Source organism: Roseibium sp. (assembly GCF_965233565.1).
GTDB lineage: Bacteria > Pseudomonadota > Alphaproteobacteria > Rhizobiales > Stappiaceae > Roseibium.
In genome coordinates this window covers 5,299,479-5,315,059 of the sequence record NZ_OZ247494.1, presented here as the reverse complement: position 1 = coordinate 5,315,059, position 15,581 = coordinate 5,299,479, and the positions used below count along the sequence as shown (strand labels likewise).

The window sequence follows — 15,581 nt, the reverse complement described above, 5'->3', positions numbered from 1 at the left end:
TGAAACCGGAGACGTTCCGATCAATGAGGGAGAGCCTGGCGTCCTTTAAAGGCTACCTGCTGGCATTGACTGTGACGGTTGTCACCTTGCTGCCGTTCTTGACCGAAACCACGTAGACATAGCCGCCGCCCTGTTGGCACAGTTGCGCCTTGAGGACCTCGCCTTTGACACTGCCGCGCACGGCGCCAAACGTTGCCGCCTTGCCACTTGCCACGACCTGCTGGGCCTGGCCTTGTGACAGGCAGGCGGCCTGGGCAGGCGCGACCAGCGCGAAGATCAGGATGAAAAAGGCGACAATCTGTTTCACGTCGATGATTCCGGTTCTGCTCACGAAGTCTTGTGCAAGGTGTAATCAATTCCACCTGAACGCAAGCTGAACCGGCCATTCTGCCTTTCAAAAAAATGCGTTTGCCACGGCGAACACCTTGGCGCCCACCGAAGACGGACGCCGTGCTCCCTGGTGATGGTCACTGGCAATCCGAAGCGCCGGCAATGCGGCCTATCCCATCACCAGTTCGTCGGTCTTGAGGTCGTCATAGCGACCCTTGAAGTGCTCGAAAACCTGCAGGGTCCGTCGCGCAATCCCGGTCCAGCCGAAGACGCGACGGGCAAAGCGGGCCCCTTCTACGGAAAGCGTTTCACGCAGCCAGGGATATTGCATCGGCATGTTGAGCATGACGGCAAACTCTTCCGGGCGTTTCGGATCGGCGACCAGGGCATGGCGGCCGAAATCGATCTGCTCGAACAGGCCGCCGTGAATGGTCACAACCGTGGGCGTACCGCAGGCCATGGCTTCGACAGCTGTCATGCCAAAAGGTTCATAGCGTGACGGCAGAGCAAATATGCCGGGACCGCGATAGAAATCCGCCAGGTCTTCATCTGCGACATAGCCACGCCAGCTGATCGCATCGGAAACGCCCTTGTCCGCGGCGACCTGTTTCCACTGCGCCAGGAGCTCCTTGTCACTCTGCGAATTCGCTCCCGCGGCCAGGACGAGTCGCGCTTCGGGCTGCAGTTTCAAAAGGCTCGGCAGAGCTTCAATGGCAAGGTCGTAGCCCTTGTTCTCGGCCGCGCGACCGACAACGTAGATATCGGTTTCGCGGAAATCGTGCTTTCGGCGCGCCGCCGCCACATTGTCAGGTGTCGCCGGAGTGAACCGACCTTCGTCGATCCCCGGAGGGATCATGGTGATATGATCCTTCGGCATCTGGTAATGCTCGACGATGAGGTCGGTTTGCTGTTCCGTCGTGGCGATGATGTGGTCGCAATTGCGATACAGCACAAATTCCTTCTGGATACGCTCCTCAAAGCGATAGCCGGCCATTTCCTCAGCCGCCGCTCCAGCCATGTCATGCTGTTTCCACCAGCCGAGCGAATGCGGCGTGTGAATATGGGGGATCTGGAGTTCCTCGGCGATCTTCTGGCCGGCAACACCGGCATCCCAGTAGTGGGAGTTGATCACGTCATATTCCAGCTTGCGATGACGGATCATGGCAAGCGTATTGGTGACAAAATCGCCGTACCACTCGTGCATGTCTTCCTTGCGGATGAACGCTTTGCCTCCGAAGGGAATCCGCACCACGCGCAGGTTCTCGTTGACGATATCTTCGGCAGGCTGATCCTCGAACTGCCGGGTCAGCACATCGACCCGATAGCCTAGCCGGGCAAAGCGTTTCGCCAGTTCCAGCACGAAGACGACCTGGCCGCCCGTGTCCGGTTTGCCAAGCTCCGGCGATCCCGCCACATAGCCGTGCAGCGAGATCATCAAGAGCGATCCGATGTTTTGTTTGGTCATGCCAGTCAACCTTTCCTGTGAGCGTTCATTTCCGTCTTCCCAGGCAGTTTTGTTTGGCTCGATGTCTCCCGCCCGTTGCCGGCGGGTTTAGTCATCTCTCGGCGAGTTACGGCAGAATGCCGAACGCAGTCAGCCCTTCTTCAACTCCGGCGGCGTGATGTGCCTTTGCCAGATAGGTCTTGTCTTTGGGCAGGCCTAAGAGCAGTTCGCGCCGCGCATTTCCGACCGCAATGGCCTTGCCGGCAGCTTCGAACAGCGCAAGATCATTGCCGGAATCGCCTGCCGCCACCGTTCGTTCAATGGGAATGCCGAGCTGGTCAGCCAGATAGCGCATTGCGGCGTCCTTGCCAGCGCCGGGAGCCAGAATGTCGAGGTCACTCTTGCCGGAGTAGATCGACCTGAAGTCGATGCCGGACCGGCGCAGACTTTCCAGAACACGGTCGACATCGTCTTGTCCGGGGACGGCGAAACTCGCCTTGCCACCCGTCTGGAAGATGTCGTCGTGTGGATGGTATCCCAGCTCCATGACAAGCCTTCGCACTTCCTTGTCGGGCCAACTGGAAAACTGTTGCCGCCAGCCGTCCAGATGAGATCCCCCAAGGCGTATTTCGGTGCCAAGACCGGTGATGACCGCATCGGGGTGAAACCCTTCGGGAAAGTCATCCGCGAGCGTCTTATCGACACTGACCGCCGGACGGCTCGAATTCAGGGCAAGCCGCAGCCGATTCTTCCTCGCTTTCAGGGTCCGCCACAGTCGATCCAGCGCCGCCCGGTCACCGGTCAGCGTGTCGTCGATGTCGCTGACAAGAAGCCATGGCCCGTCTTTGCTGCCAGGCTCCCTCACCAGCCTTCCGCCTCCGTGTCGGGGGCTCTGCGGGTCGCCGTATAAACCGCCTCCACGGCGTTTTCGCTGACAGGACGACTGAGCGTTTCGACATGCAGATCCTTCAGGCAGACGGCGGCGCTTTCGGTGTAAAACCCGATCCCGCCTTCGGCAAAGCTGTCGTCGACCAGCGACAAGACGACATATCCATCGATGGAAAATTCGAGATACATGCCGTGGGCGACAACCTCGATCTGCCATGGGCCGTGGTCGCTGCCGCGGAAATGGGCCTCCTGGAGCGGAGCGTAACGGAAGGCATGCTCGAATTCAGGTGTCGGATTGGCGCCCCAGGCCCGGATCTGGGCGATGCCATTCACGAGGTCGAGCGACAGGTAATAGCCATCGCCCTCGTCGTTCATGCGCAACACCAGCCCGGTCTTGCCAAGGCCCTCGAGCATCAACATGGATCTGAGGCGGAAATCCTCATGCTGCCCCGGCAGGATGAAGGCCTCGTAGCCGCTCTTGCAGGACAGATGCAGACCATCGGGACGGTCGACGGCGTTGGCATGCGGGTTGTCGTAGAGATATTTGACCTGGTAGGTCGCCGTGACGATTTCGCGTCCGGTGACCAGGGCGTCAAACCCCGAATTGGACTTCAGCTTCAGGCGCCCAGCCCTGTCCGTCACCACTTCCTTCGGTGGCGGCAGGAGTTTCTTGACCACTTCGCGACCGTAGACATGTTCGGTCTTGGAGAAGAAGTTGAACAGCAACAGGCGGTCTTCTGCCTGGCAGATACGGCCGGCATAGTTGCCCGTGGGCAGGATGACATTGTCGAAGAAGTTCTGGTACGGCCCTTCGATCGCTTCGGCATACCAGTAATGGATCTTGGTGTCCTCGCGGATCGATCCCATCAGGTAATAGCGTCCGTCGAGCTGAAACAGGTTCGGCACCTCGACGTCATCGTATAGGCCCGGCCGATACAGCGGCGCTTCGAAGGAAAACACGTCGGGAGCCGTTTCCCGCGCCAGTCCGACACATCCGCGGCGGATTATCGGCCCGTCCTTGACCCGCGCGGCACTCAGCAGCAAGCGCTCACCCGTCTGCGGATCCTGATAAAAGAAAGGGTCCCGGAAACTGACCCACTTCCGGCCTTCGTCAATCGAGCTTTCGTAATGGGGCGCTGGGATCTCAAGCGGATAATGGCCGTGGTTGCAGCGTTCCCACTGATAAAGATCGCTGGATCGCGCCAGGCCGACCCGCTGCACGCGGCCGTATTCCGACCGGGCCAGACCGGTATAGAACATGCGCCAGTCGCCCGGTCTGTCGGGATCCGGCGTGACATGCATGGTCCAGAGCATGTCGTCGTCCCACTCACCCGGCTCGCCGACAAAAAGCGCATTCTTGACCCGGCGCCAGGTCATCCCGTCCGTGCTGACCGCATGGGCTATGAAATCGTGATTGGGCAGCACCAGATGAAACAGATGATAGAGGCCGCCATGGAAAACGACATCGACGTCCCCGATGTCCGACCGCAGGAATCCGTGTGATGCATACATGCCCTCACCCTGCCGAGTTGTCCTGTCAGGTTCAAGGGTCCACCGGAAAAAATTTGCAGTGCAACATGATGTCAGCCGGCAAGGGCAGCTTCCAAATTTGCCAAGCCGGGCGATGGCTCTAAAATCAGGTCATGACGTCCTGTACCCGAATGCAAAGCCCGGAGCGCATCGCTTCTTCTCTTCTTCGGCCGGTAGTGGCCGGACGATTGCTTTGCATGGTGACAGCCCTTCTGTTCCTTCTGCCCAATTCGGCCCGAGCCTGTTCGCTGGCGCTTGTGCTGGCGATGGACGGCTCGGCCAGTGTCGATGCGCGCGAACATGCGCTGCAGCTGAACGGGCTTGCAGACGCGTTGCGCGACCCGGATGTCGTTCAGGCAATCGAGGCCGTGGGTGGCATCTGGGTCACAAGCTTCGAGTGGAGTGGCCGATACCAGCAACTGCAACAGCTCGGCTGGAGCCATCTCACCGATCTGCAAAGTGCCGCGGTCGCGGCGGAGACCATCCGCAGGTCGCCGCGCGGTTATACCGAGTTTCCAACCGCCATCGGCTATGCGCTCGGACACGCCGCTGTGCAGCTTGGCGCCGCACCGCAGCCTTGTGCCCGCAAAGTCATCGACGTGGCCGGTGACGGCATCAACAATGACGGCTTCGGACCGGCAAGCGCTTATAAGGCCTTTGATTTTGAAGGTGTCACCGTCAACGGTCTGGTGATTGCCGGGCCGGACGCGGCTCCCGTACGGTATTACCGCGCGAATGTCATCCGGGGCCCCGGCGCCTTTATCGAAACCGCCGCCACCTACCGGGACTATGCCGCTGCCATGAAACGCAAGTTGCTGCGCGAAATCTTCGGCAACGGCTATGCCTCGGTCCGGTAGGGCTGCGACACCCTTCAGGCCCGGCGCCGGTCCTGCTGAGCGTTCAGGGCCGTTTCAAACGCGTCTGCCGACATCCCTTCCTCAAGCGCCCTGAGAAACAATTGCTTCTGTGTTTCAGGCGCAAGGCCACCCACCGGCGGATCCCGATCGAGATTGGTCGGGAAGGAATATCCTTCCGCGCAGGCCGAAACGGTGGCCAGCAAACTGCTTCTACCCAGATCTCCTTTCGCAACGCGTGCCAGAAGAACCGGATAAAGCGCCTTGCACATGGTTTGCCGGTCGACCGTCTCCATGGCGCGGCCGAAGGCAGATGAGACCTGCAGCAGGTTGGCCATGCGCTGGATGTCGCTGCTGGTATTCGCGCCGGCGGCATGAAACAGGGCCGGGCTGAAAAAGACGGCGTCCCCCTTGGCGAGCGGCAACTGGACACAGCGCTCTTCAAAGAGGTTCTTGAAAGCCTCCAGTCGATAAGCGGCATAGCCCGGCCGATACCTCTGGGAAAATGGCAGCAGCTTGGTTGGACCGCTTTCAACCGGCATATCGGTATGGGCGACCGCTCCCTGCAGGGTCATGACCGGCGACAGGTCGTGGACATGGGCCGGGTAAAGAGCGCAGGTCTCTTCGGACTGAAATCCGAGGTGATAGTCCCTGTGAGCCTGCTGTGCCTGCCCCCCCGGCCGCACCAGATTGACCTGTGCCGTCATCTGGTAATTCGGACCCAGCCAGGCTTCACAGACCGTGTCGATGGCCCTGTTGGCAAAATAGTCCGCAAAGACATCCGGGGCACGAAGACACAGCTTTTGCAGGGAATTCCAGACACGGTCATTCGCGCCAGCAGCAGCAAAGTGATCGGCACCGCCCGCCGAACGGGCTTTTTCCTCGGCAATCACCTGTTCATAGACGGCGCTTGCCCGATCGATCGGCCCTGTGTCGGCATAGGCACCTTCCAGAACAAGCACACCGGACTTGTCCTTCAGGACCGAGGCCCACTCCGCCATCAATGCACGGCGCCCTTCAACTCCCGCCAAATGCTCTCCAAGATCTGCGACCTCGTAGACAGGCACGTTTGCAACGATGCGCTTTGCGTGGGGTGCATCCTCTTGGTGCAAGGTCCTCGAAATCAGTTTTTCAAAGTCATCGATGTGGCAGCTGCGGGCATCGAAATAGGCATTTGCCCGAACAAGTTGATCCATGGCCGTCCTCCCAGGCTGTTGTTGTCTTCAAGGCTAGCAAAAAACGCGTTTGACGCTGACGATAAAACCCATCAAGAATCCATCAAATGACCCATCGTTTTCCAGTCAAGGAGATCGCTCTCCAGTCGGGATTGAGCACGGCGACCATAGATCGTGTTCTGAACGACCGGCCCAACGTCAGTCCGCAAACGCGGCGGCGGGTGCAGGATGCGATCCGGGAACTGATTGCGCAGGAAGGACAGCTTTCCGCCAGGGGCCGCCGGCTGTTTTTCGACATCGTTGTGGAAGCTCCCAACCGTTTCAGCCGGGAAATCAGGAAAGCCACCGAAGCCATTTTACCTGACCTGCATCCGGCAGCCATCCGGCCCCGCTTTGCTTTTGCAGAGACACGGTCGGAAGCGGATCTGAAAAGTCTCTTCAACCGGATCGGCAAGAGAGGCAGCCAGGGCGTCTGTCTCAAGGCCCGCAACACAGATGCCGTCCGTGAAGCTATCACTGCGCTGCGGCAGAAGAACATCCCCGTCGTCACGATCTTTACCGACTGTCCCGGCTCGGAGCGGATCGCCTATGCCGGGCTCGATAATTCAAGTGCTGGCCGGACAGCCGCCTATCTGATGCACAAGCTTCTGGGAGCACGCCCTGGTGTCGTGCTCATCACCCTCAGCCAACACGCCTTTCAAGGTGAAGAGGTGCGCTTTCGCGGGTTTCGCGCAGAACTTCAAAGATTGCGCCCCGGTCTCGCAATCCTGGACGCCAGCGGCGGTGGCGGCCTTAATCCGGAGACAGGAGCCGAAGTTTCGCAACAGTTGAAAAACACGCCTGAAATAAGTGGCGTCTATTCCATGGGCGGTGGCAATCTGGCGGTTCTTGGAGCGCTTGACCAGGCAGGTGCAGTGCCGAATGTCTATGTCGCTCATGATCTTGATGAAGACAATCTGGAGCTGCTTCAGAACGGCCGACTGACATTTGTGCTGCACCATGACCTGAAGGCAGACATGCGCGCAGCCTTTCGCCATCTGCTGGCCTTTCATGGGCTCGGAACCGCCCCTTCTTATTCTTCCAGCGACATTCAGATCATCACCCCCGCGAACCTGCCAAGGAAGATCTGAGCGCCCACGCCAATTTCAGGCAACCTTCACGGCACGCTCCACGAAGCCGAGCAGCGCCTGGAGCATGATGTCCTTTTCCGGCCCCTTCTTTCCAACCGCGTTCAGGCCTGCGCTTTCCACCAGGCTGATCACAAGCTCAGCTTCCGCTTCGCCCAGCGCGTCCGGCAGGCAGCTGCTGACTGCTGCGATCAACCGCATGCGCGACGCCTCGAAGGATACCGCGACGACCGGATTGCGAAACAGTTCCGCGATGATCTCGGCACTCAGGGCGGCATAGGCAGGCGACGAGGTCAGCTGAAAATAGCGTTCGACAAAATCCGCAAGCAGATCCGGATCCGCCTTGCAAGCCGCCTCGAGGGGGCGCAACAGGGGCTCCAGCTCCTCTGCTTCCACATCCGCAATCGCGACTATGATGTCGCCCTTGCCTTTGAAGTGATTGTAGAGATTGCCAAGACTGATGCCGGCCCTGCCGGCGATGTCACGCATGCCTGTTTGGTGAAAGCCCTTCTCGATGAAGAGCGCTGCTGCGGTTTCCACGATATGCGCACGTCTCTCAGCGAGTTTTTCCGAACGGACGGAGTGTTTCAGGTCTTTTTCCGGCATCAATCTCTTTCAAGTTCCTCAACTGGTCTGAAGGCCCTCTTTCGAGAATACCAATCGACGATTGGCATTGGCGGAGAAAAGAGACCCGTTTCAAGAACGGTCATTTCAGGTTCGCCCTGCCCTTGCAATTCAAAAAACACCTCCCCAAGTAAAGAACGAACACTCGTTCATCCAAATCTAACACGGGTTCGATGGCCGCGACAGCGAAGCCTTCCATGAGACCAATTGTGAAAGCTTGTTTCGGCGGGCTGAAATACGTCTCAAGGCGAGGCGGCTTGGAGATCAGCGCTTTCCTGTGCCTTTGGCGCATAATGTCCGGGAGTTTTCATGAAGATCAGCCTCTTTTTTGCAACGGTGTCCGGCTACATGGCCGCCTTCGGCGTGATCGACCGGCCGCAAACACCTCAGGAGCGGAACTATATCGTCGAAGCCGTCAGTCTGCCCGGTGGGGCTGACGGTGTCCTGCTGGACGCCGAACTGACACTTCCGAAAGGCGATGACAAGGTCCCCGCGATCGTTCTGATTACCGGCTCAGGGCCCCAGAACAAGGATGAGGAGCTCGTTGGGCATAAACCTTTTCTGGTGCTGTCCGATCATCTTACGCGCGCGGGATATGGCGTCCTCAGATATGACGACCGCGGTCATGGAAAAAGCACCGGCGACTACGCGGCGGCGACCGCGTCCGATTTTGCCGCCGATGCCGCTGCCGCGCTGGCCTTTCTGCAGTCCCACCCGCGGGTGAATGCGGACCGGACAGGGTATCTCGGCCACTCGGAAGGCGGCTACATCGCGCCCTTGGCACAAATGCACACACCGGCAAGTTTTCAGGTGTTTCTGGCCGGCCCAGCCCTGCCGCTGTTGCCGGACGTCATGACCACACAGGTCGCCGATATTGCCCAGTCGGAAGGTCTGGACGAAGAGACCATTCTGAGAGAGGTCAATCTCGTCAGGGATCTGACGGAAGCGATTCGGGCTGCAAAGACACCTGCGGACCTGCATGTGACGCTGCCGCTGTTGCTGAAGGAGGCGGGGGCAAACAAGGCCACGACCAAAGAGAACCTCGCCGCCTGGGCGACCCCGTGGGCCATCGAATATGCCGATTACGATCCCCGACCGTCTTTAAAGTCTCTTGATGTGCCGGTTCTGGCCCTGTTTGGAGAACACGATCTCCAGGTTTCGGCATCTCAAAATGCACCGGTTATGCAGGCACTGCTGCAGCATCCAAATTCGGAAACCCTCATCCTGCCGGGTTTGAACCATCTGTTTCAACCGACAACGACCGGACGCATTTCGGAGTATCTTCAGATCAGGACCACCATCGATCCCTCCGCACTGGAGGCACTGACGTCCTGGCTCGACAAGGTGACAAATTCCCGTTGAAAAACAGGATCTTATAAAACTTGAACCGTACCGACAGGCAACGCATGTCAGATACGGTTCAAATTCCTGCAACAGAGGCACGCGGCAAGGATGGTCATCTCGATGCAGCGGCCGTGTCCGGTGCGAGAGGGTCAGCTACCAAGGCGCTGATACCCGTCCTGCTCCATGGATCTGTAGAAATCCTTGAGGGTCTTTCCCGGCTCGGCCTCGAACTTGTCGCCAAGGTCGCGAAGTTCCGAGATCCGGTCCAGCCGGAACATGCGGAAGTCCCGACGCAGCTCGCACCAGGCCACCAGTGTCCAGACCTTGCCCCAGAACCAGAGCCCGAGCGGCCGAATGGAGCGGTGGCTCGGTTCACCCTTGCCGTCGCAATAGGCAATGGATAGGCGCTTGCGCGCGTCCGAAGCAGTTTCGAGGAAATCGATATGCGCCCGCACCTGCGGCGTCATTTCGGGCGCGAAGGCATGGATCTCGACCTCGTTCTGCCGCACCCGCATCTTGTCGGGCAGAACCGCATCGATCTTGATCATGGCCTCTTCGGCCGCCCTGGCCATGGCAGCACCTCCCCAGGCGCGGATAAGCCTTGCGCCTGCCAGAAGGGCAACAATTTCATCGCGGGTAAACATGAGCGGGGGCAGCTCATAACCATCGCGCATGATATAGCCGACACCGGCGGCACCTTCGATCGGAACCCCTGACGCCTGAAGGTCGGCGACGTCGCGATAGATGGTGCGTTCGGATACTTCCAGCCATTCGGACAACTGACGTGCCCGGACGAGCCGGCCGCCGCGCAGGTACTGCACGATCTGGAACAAGCGGTCGGCGCGCCTCATGCTGCCAGCTCCTTCAGGAGCTGGCGAGCTGCCCGGTCCCCGTCAGGCCGCGAACAGGCCGATTGAATTGCCGTCCGGATCGATGCCGTAGGCAAATCGGCCCGCTGGAATGGCGACCGGGTCGGAAATGACTTTGCCGCCAGCATTGGCAAATCGTTCCATGGTTGCTTCGAGACTGTCCGGGCAGGCCAGATGAATGGTCGGCCCGGTTCCTTTTTCAGCCGGCTTTCCAGGGTAAAGATGACCGGCAACTCCACCCTGCTCTTTCGCAGGGAAGATTGCAAATTCGTTTGGTCCCATGTCAGTGACACGTCTAAGCTCCGTTTTGAAAACGTCATTATAAAAGCTGACCGCCCTGTCCAGATCCGAGACCGGAATCTCCATCCAGACGTTGAAGTGATCGGGTGTGAAAGTCATGGAAAGTCTCCCTTCGTGCTGTGATGAGGATCACCTTATCAACCCCCTGCTGACAGCCTTCTGTCAGGAGAAAGACACTTTTTCACTTTCCCTAAGGTCAAGTAATCGCAAATAAAGACTGGCGCTATTTCTTTAGAAAAGATCTAGGCCTGACAGGCCGAGATCACTTTTGAAAAATGGGTGCGCTTGATGAGATATGCAATTTTTGAGTGTCTTGAGGATACGGAGATTGTCGCCCTCGCCAAGTCGGCAACAGGTCTGTGGGATCAGGGTCTGGTGTTCGCAGAAAGGATCTTTCCCTTGAGATTGCGCAGCGCATCAACGGAAAGTCGGCTTTTTGCGATGAAAATCTGCAATTCGACCGAGCTGGGATACAATTTCCGGAGGTTAAGCATCGTTAATGCTACCAATTGACCTGATCTTAATCAGATAGGCGTTAGCTGGTTTTCCGAAAAGCTGGCAGATACATGACACGCCTTGGAAGAACGTTCATAAACCGACCGAAATTGACAGGCGTGTTCGCAGGCCTGACGACGGTTGCCGTGATGATGGTTATGGCCTGGACGGGTCTGGCATTTGACGCGCAACGGGAGTTGCACAAACAGACCGCGGCGCTTCTGGACGTCTGGCTCGCCAATATCGACCGCGGCAACCAGCTCTACGCCCAACTGGAAAAGCTGTCCGGCGCAGATTGCGGCCCTGCTCATCTGAAGAAGCTCAATACGCTTGTTTTCAAAGACAATCACATCACCAATATCTGGTTCTTCCCCGATGGCGGCACCCGGGCGGCGTGTTCCTCCAGCTTCGGCCGGTTTGACCCGCCTCACGACTTCGGCCCGCCGGAAAAGGCGGTTCTGTTCAGGGACGGACGTGAAACCTGGTACCGGGTTCCTTTCAGCCATGCGGACGGTGTCGACAGGGTCACCTTGATCAAGAAGGGGCGCTACGGCGTGTCCTTTTTCCAGACCGGAAACCTGGCGACGGCCGAAGACGACCTTTTTTACGTCTCAGGGAAGTCAGATCCATATTCCGTGCGCTATCTTGCCAATGGCAATCCCGGGCTGCTGACCCATTATGGCAACAGTTTCGGGCCGGCATTCGGCCATGTCTACGCCCAGGCCTGCGGCCCCGGAAACATAAGGCTCTGCTACCTCACGATGATTCCCGCCAGCCGGGTTTTGAATGACAATGGCCTGCTGCTCTCGATCTTCGCGATCTTCAGTCTCATCACCGGATATCTGGTTTGCCAAAGAGTGAGCCGTACAATCCGCCTGCACAACAGTCCGACAGGCCGAATACGGCGCGCCATCCGAAATGGCGGCAAGGGTTTCGAGCCGCATTTCCAGCCGATCGTGACACTCGCAACGATGAAATGTGACGGCTGCGAAGTCCTGGCCCGTTTCGAGGATGCGCAGGGCAAGCTTTTCCCGGACGAATTCATCTCCATAATTCAGGATCAGAACCTGACCTGGGAGTTCACCGAGATTATCATTCAAAAGGCGCTGGAGAACCTTATCCCCCTGCTTGCCGGGAGACCGGGATTCAAGGTCGGTGTCAATTTCTTCCAGGCGGACCTGGATGACGAGCAGATCCAGACGGTGATCCAGTCGCCGGTTTTCCAGACCGCAACCGATGCGCAAATTTCCCTGAACTGCGAAATTCTCGAGACCGGAATCGGAACCGGTACCAGCATCGCCAAATCGCTGGAATATCTGCGCAGCATCGGCTGCCTGATCTCGATCGACGATTTCGGCACCGGATATTCCAATCTCGCCCAGATCAAGGCGCTGAACCCGGATCTCGTCAAGATCGACAAGATGTTCGTGGATGACCTGGGGTCGAGCCTTGAAAGCACGCGCGTCGCCATTATCCATGCGATCCTTGACATCGCCGACGCACATGGCATGCGGGTCTGCGCGGAAGGCGTTGAAACTTTTGAACAGTTGACCTCATTGCGGAACCGGAAGGTGGACTACGCGCAAGGCTATTATTTCGCCAAGCCGATGCCGATCCGGGATTTCTCACTCTATTTGCTTGAACAGAGCCTCAAGGAAAAAATGCCGGCCGAAGGCAGGCTGCCAAAGCTGTCGCCCGTGCAGAACACGTGAGATTGCCGCCGCTGGCTGTTCACGCATGACCGCCCTCGGGAATTCACACGAGGGAATACGTCTCCGATTGATCTGTCTCAAGGTGCTTCAAAGCCGTTGGCGGCACTTTGAGGGTCTCAAAAGGAGGCAAGAATGAGCCACGTGCCACACGAACTACACGAAGAATTCCCGGAAGCTGCAGAAGCCCTGCACCATCTGAAAATAAACGATGCCCACTTCGCCCGGCTCGCAGATGAGTACCACACGATCAATCGCGAAGTGCACCGGATCGAGACGGATGTCGCGCCGGCATCGGACGAGGTCCTGGAGGACCTGAAAAAGAAGCGACTGCACTTGAAAGATCAGATTGCTGCCCTTCTGGCGGCTGCGGCTAACACCGCGTCCTGAGCCCCTCCTTTTCAGGCCGGTGTTAGAGCCCGCGCCGTCCCCGTCCGACGGCGCGGGCCACCACCTTCACCCCTCCACGACAAAGCCCCTGCCGTCCGAGATGCGCGGTGGAGTCTGATTTACAGCAGGCGAAAGCCTGCCCAGGGCGAAGCCTACAACAACTTGGCCGACCAAAAAAGAAGGCGCCGAAGCTTTCACAAAGCCCGGCGCCAGTCTGGGGAGGAACGACCCTCATCGTTCATGAAGAGATGTGGGAACGCCCGTCAATACTTACAAGGCAAGTGTGCGTGAAGCTTGCGTGAGCAAGCGCCTTTCGCCGCATGTCTGTCTTGACGCGAATACCGCTCGACTGCTTAGCTCCGAATGCACCTCTTACCGGAGCCAGTCATGGCATTTGCGCGTTTTCTCTTGCTTCTGCTTCTGTTTCTGCCGTCCTCTGCCCTTGCTGCCGACCATTGTGTGACCGTTCAGTCGAAAAAGGGCTGGCAAACGCTAAGCCTGCCTGGCGGCAAGATCCGAAAAGTCGGTTTTTCCGGCAGCTGGAGCGTGATTACCGGTCTCTACAAACCCGTCGGTCCCCGCGGATATTCAGGTCAGGACGCCAAGAAACTCGGACCTCTCTACGGCTACAAGTTCGACCAGTCCTATGCGTTTGGCGAGATGCTGGTGCGTGACCAGGCAGGCAGGATTGTGCCGTTTGCCGAATTTGCCGCCCTTGCCGTCAATTCGGCCGACCCCGCCGGCGTCTATGCTTTCCGCATCAACGACAAGGATGTTGCGCTGTGGGACAATGCCGGCGCCATCAGGGTCTGCGTGTCCATGCGTTGACAGGTCTGCACAACAAAAATCCCTCTTCCCATCAGCTTATCGGATCCTCGACCCATGGCTCTCAAAACTGCCCTCATCACCGGAGCGGCCCGCGGCATCGGGCTGGCAACCAGCAAGTTGTTGCTCGGCAAGGGCTGGCAGGTCGCCATGCTGGACCGCGACCGTGACGAACTGGCAAAGGCATCTGAAGGGCTGGAGGGCGCCAAGCCCTTCTTCTGTGATGTTTCAATCGCATCGGACGTTGACGAAACCGTTCCGGCCATCCTTGCAGCGTTCGGCGGTCTCGATGCGGTCGTGAACAATGCCGGTGTTGCGGAGTTCGGCCCGATCGACAAAACGGATTTTGCCATGTGGCGGCGGGTCATGGAGACGAACCTGGATGGCGTCTTTCTCGTCTCCCAGGCCGTCGCACCGGCCCTGAAAGACACCCGGGGCGCCATCGTCAACATCGCTTCCATTTCAGGCCTGCGCGCCTCGACACTCCGGGTCGCCTATGGAACCTCCAAGGCCGCCGTCATCCAGCTGACCAAACAGCAGGCAGCCGAGCTTGGCGAATTTGGCATCCGGGCCAATTGCGTCTGTCCCGGCCCCGTGCGCACCAAACTGGCCATGGCGGTTCACAGCCAGGACATCATCGACGCCTATCACGACGCCATCCCGTTGAACCGGTATGGCAGCGAGTTGGAAATCGCCGAACTCATTGCGTTTCTGTGTTCTGATCAGGCCAGTTATGTCACGGGTCAGATCATTGCGGCCGATGGCGGCTTTGAAAGCACCGGGGTCGGATTGCCGGCCTTGCGGACTTAGCGGCAAGGCTATTTTCGGAACGCTCCTTCCGGCCGATACCGGTCCATAACCGTATCCAGAAGGTCGTTGGTGATAGCCGGGTTGGCGGTTTGCAGGCACGGCAGGAGGATGGCCTTGTTGGCGCGCTGCTGAGCACCGGTCGGATATTTCCCCGGCTCCGGATTGACCGGCTTGAAGCAATCGATGAAAACGGTTTCCTCAACTCCCAGATCCGCGGCGATCTTGTCCGTCGGCCGGTTCGGGTCATTGTCGGCCAGCGCCGGTGCTGCAAACAGCAAAAGTGAACAAACCAGTAGATGCCGCATTAAAGGTCTCCTTTCGTGAAACACAGGTTTCATCACGGTAGGCCGATCGGCAGCAGGTGGTGTGACAACCGTCACAAAAACCCTGAATTCCGTATATTTTTCAAGCGCACCCCTTAGCGCTCGCTCTGAAAATGGGCCACTATCTGGCGCTGATGCGGTCTGGTTCGATGTTCGAACAGATAGATCCCCTGCCAGGTCCCCAGCACCATCCGACCGCTGGTCACAGGGATGGAAAGCGAAACGGGCATCATGGCGGCCTTGATATGGGCGGGCATGTCGTCCGGGCCTTCCAGCGTGTGCGTGAGATAGGACATGGACGGATCATCCGCGGGCGGCACCAGACGATTGAAAAAGGCTTTCAGGTCCTGCTGCACATCCGGATCCGCATTCTCCTGGATCAACAGCGAACAGGAGGTATGTCGGACAAAGAGTGTCAGCAGGCCGTCCGCCACATCGTTTTCAGCCAACCAGCCGGCAATGGAGCCCGTGAACTCATAAAGGCCCTGGCCCGATGTGCGCAGGGAAAACGTCGTTTGCATGCGGGAGAACTCTTGTCTGCGGC

At 58.5% G+C, this 15,581-nt stretch carries 17 protein-coding genes; 7 read left to right on the top strand and 10 right to left on the bottom strand.

What is annotated here, in order from left to right:
- Positions 1-52: 52 nt before the first annotated feature.
- The 4 genes from ACO6TG_RS24205 to ACO6TG_RS24190 all read right to left on the bottom strand — a co-directional run bounded on the left by ACO6TG_RS24205 (position 53) and on the right by ACO6TG_RS24190 (position 4,174).
- Positions 53-331 carry a PepSY domain-containing protein gene (locus tag ACO6TG_RS24205; protein ID WP_422375544.1) on the bottom strand — a complete coding sequence of 93 codons (279 nt, stop codon included), beginning with the start codon at positions 329-331 and terminating at the stop codon, positions 53-55.
- 168 nt (positions 332-499) lie between these two features.
- Positions 500-1,795, bottom strand: coding sequence for a glycosyltransferase (locus ACO6TG_RS24200; RefSeq protein WP_422375543.1), 1,296 nt, complete (start codon positions 1,793-1,795; stop codon positions 500-502).
- A gap of 106 nt (positions 1,796-1,901) precedes the next feature.
- On the bottom strand, positions 1,902-2,639 hold the full coding sequence (locus tag ACO6TG_RS24195; RefSeq protein WP_422375542.1) for an HAD-IIB family hydrolase: 738 nt from the start codon (positions 2,637-2,639) through the stop codon (positions 1,902-1,904).
- Positions 2,636-4,174: a glycosyl hydrolase gene (locus ACO6TG_RS24190; RefSeq protein WP_422375541.1), complete on the bottom strand. Its 1,539-nt coding sequence runs from the start codon at positions 4,172-4,174 to the stop codon at positions 2,636-2,638. The genes ACO6TG_RS24195 and ACO6TG_RS24190 overlap by 4 nt, the downstream gene beginning before the upstream one ends.
- 215 nt (positions 4,175-4,389) lie before the next feature.
- Here ACO6TG_RS24190 and ACO6TG_RS24185 point away from each other — a divergent pair, with 215 nt between their 5' ends.
- Complete coding sequence (locus tag ACO6TG_RS24185) at positions 4,390-5,049, top strand: DUF1194 domain-containing protein (protein ID WP_422375540.1); 660 nt, start codon at positions 4,390-4,392, stop codon at positions 5,047-5,049.
- Between the two features lie 14 nt (positions 5,050-5,063).
- Here ACO6TG_RS24185 and ACO6TG_RS24180 read toward each other — a convergent pair whose 3' ends face one another.
- A complete protein-coding gene (locus tag ACO6TG_RS24180) occupies positions 5,064-6,242 on the bottom strand; it encodes a phytanoyl-CoA dioxygenase family protein (protein WP_422375539.1) in 1,179 nt (392 codons plus the stop codon).
- An 86-nt stretch (positions 6,243-6,328) separates the two neighbouring features.
- Between ACO6TG_RS24180 and ACO6TG_RS24175 the strand changes: the two genes are divergently transcribed.
- Positions 6,329-7,351: a LacI family DNA-binding transcriptional regulator gene (locus tag ACO6TG_RS24175; protein ID WP_422375538.1), complete on the top strand. Its 1,023-nt coding sequence runs from the start codon at positions 6,329-6,331 to the stop codon at positions 7,349-7,351.
- Between the two features lie 15 nt (positions 7,352-7,366).
- Here the strand turns inward: ACO6TG_RS24175 and ACO6TG_RS24170 are convergent, their stop codons facing one another.
- Positions 7,367-7,954: a TetR/AcrR family transcriptional regulator gene (locus ACO6TG_RS24170; protein WP_422375537.1), complete on the bottom strand. Its 588-nt coding sequence runs from the start codon at positions 7,952-7,954 to the stop codon at positions 7,367-7,369.
- Positions 7,955-8,281: 327 nt separating this feature from the next.
- Here ACO6TG_RS24170 and ACO6TG_RS24165 point away from each other — a divergent pair, with 327 nt between their 5' ends.
- Complete coding sequence (locus tag ACO6TG_RS24165) at positions 8,282-9,334, top strand: alpha/beta hydrolase family protein (RefSeq protein WP_422375536.1); 1,053 nt, start codon at positions 8,282-8,284, stop codon at positions 9,332-9,334.
- A gap of 131 nt (positions 9,335-9,465) precedes the next feature.
- On the opposite strand, the gene ACO6TG_RS24160 is transcribed toward ACO6TG_RS24165, so the two are convergent.
- A complete protein-coding gene (locus ACO6TG_RS24160) occupies positions 9,466-10,167 on the bottom strand; it encodes a helix-turn-helix transcriptional regulator (protein WP_422375535.1) in 702 nt (233 codons plus the stop codon).
- A gap of 42 nt (positions 10,168-10,209) precedes the next feature.
- Positions 10,210-10,584, bottom strand: coding sequence for a VOC family protein (locus ACO6TG_RS24155; protein WP_422375534.1), 375 nt, complete (start codon positions 10,582-10,584; stop codon positions 10,210-10,212).
- A gap of 515 nt (positions 10,585-11,099) precedes the next feature.
- Here ACO6TG_RS24155 and ACO6TG_RS24150 point away from each other — a divergent pair.
- The 4 genes from ACO6TG_RS24150 (at position 11,100) to ACO6TG_RS24135 (ending at position 14,714) form a co-directional block, all read left to right on the top strand.
- Positions 11,100-12,692 (top strand): EAL domain-containing protein, encoded by a 1,593-nt coding sequence (locus ACO6TG_RS24150; protein WP_422375533.1) that lies wholly within the window; start codon positions 11,100-11,102, stop codon positions 12,690-12,692.
- 132 nt (positions 12,693-12,824) lie between these two features.
- Positions 12,825-13,079, top strand: a complete 255-nt coding sequence (locus ACO6TG_RS24145; RefSeq protein WP_422375532.1) for a YdcH family protein — start codon at positions 12,825-12,827, stop codon at positions 13,077-13,079.
- A 387-nt stretch (positions 13,080-13,466) separates the two neighbouring features.
- The gene (locus ACO6TG_RS24140; RefSeq protein ID WP_422375531.1) at positions 13,467-13,907 is read left to right on the top strand and encodes a hypothetical protein; all 441 of its coding nucleotides are present in this window, start codon (positions 13,467-13,469) and stop codon (positions 13,905-13,907) included.
- Positions 13,908-13,961: 54 nt separating this feature from the next.
- Entirely contained in the window at positions 13,962-14,714 is a 753-nt protein-coding gene (locus tag ACO6TG_RS24135) for an SDR family NAD(P)-dependent oxidoreductase (protein ID WP_422375530.1), read from the top strand.
- A gap of 8 nt (positions 14,715-14,722) precedes the next feature.
- Here the strand turns inward: ACO6TG_RS24135 and ACO6TG_RS24130 are convergent, their stop codons facing one another.
- Both ACO6TG_RS24130 and ACO6TG_RS24125 read right to left on the bottom strand, forming a co-directional pair.
- Positions 14,723-15,019, bottom strand: a complete 297-nt coding sequence (locus ACO6TG_RS24130) for a hypothetical protein (protein WP_422375529.1) — start codon at positions 15,017-15,019, stop codon at positions 14,723-14,725.
- Positions 15,020-15,132: 113 nt separating this feature from the next.
- Positions 15,133-15,558, bottom strand: a complete 426-nt coding sequence (locus ACO6TG_RS24125; RefSeq protein ID WP_422375528.1) for a secondary thiamine-phosphate synthase enzyme YjbQ — start codon at positions 15,556-15,558, stop codon at positions 15,133-15,135.
- Positions 15,559-15,581 lie beyond the last annotated feature (23 nt).

Bases quoted from the DNA above. Each gene is read 5' to 3' on its own strand.
- ACO6TG_RS24155 (WP_422375534.1), bottom strand. From the start codon at position 10,584: ATGACTTTCACACCCGATCACTTCAACGTCTGGATGGAGATTCCGGTC.
- ACO6TG_RS24125 (WP_422375528.1), bottom strand. From the start codon at position 15,558: ATGCAAACGACGTTTTCCCTGCGCACATCGGGCCAGGGCCTTTATGAG.
- ACO6TG_RS24140 (WP_422375531.1), top strand. From the start codon at position 13,467: ATGGCATTTGCGCGTTTTCTCTTGCTTCTGCTTCTGTTTCTGCCGTCC.
- ACO6TG_RS24170 (WP_422375537.1), bottom strand. From the start codon at position 7,954: ATGCCGGAAAAAGACCTGAAACACTCCGTCCGTTCGGAAAAACTCGCT.
- ACO6TG_RS24160 (WP_422375535.1), bottom strand. From the start codon at position 10,167: ATGAGGCGCGCCGACCGCTTGTTCCAGATCGTGCAGTACCTGCGCGGC.
- ACO6TG_RS24145 (WP_422375532.1), top strand. From the start codon at position 12,825: ATGAGCCACGTGCCACACGAACTACACGAAGAATTCCCGGAAGCTGCA.
- ACO6TG_RS24180 (WP_422375539.1), bottom strand. From the start codon at position 6,242: ATGGATCAACTTGTTCGGGCAAATGCCTATTTCGATGCCCGCAGCTGC.
- ACO6TG_RS24190 (WP_422375541.1), bottom strand. From the start codon at position 4,174: ATGTATGCATCACACGGATTCCTGCGGTCGGACATCGGGGACGTCGAT.
- ACO6TG_RS24200 (WP_422375543.1), bottom strand. From the start codon at position 1,795: ATGACCAAACAAAACATCGGATCGCTCTTGATGATCTCGCTGCACGGC.
- ACO6TG_RS24165 (WP_422375536.1), top strand. From the start codon at position 8,282: ATGAAGATCAGCCTCTTTTTTGCAACGGTGTCCGGCTACATGGCCGCC.
- ACO6TG_RS24135 (WP_422375530.1), top strand. From the start codon at position 13,962: ATGGCTCTCAAAACTGCCCTCATCACCGGAGCGGCCCGCGGCATCGGG.
- ACO6TG_RS24130 (WP_422375529.1), bottom strand. From the start codon at position 15,019: ATGCGGCATCTACTGGTTTGTTCACTTTTGCTGTTTGCAGCACCGGCG.
- ACO6TG_RS24185 (WP_422375540.1), top strand. From the start codon at position 4,390: ATGGTGACAGCCCTTCTGTTCCTTCTGCCCAATTCGGCCCGAGCCTGT.
- ACO6TG_RS24175 (WP_422375538.1), top strand. From the start codon at position 6,329: ATGACCCATCGTTTTCCAGTCAAGGAGATCGCTCTCCAGTCGGGATTG.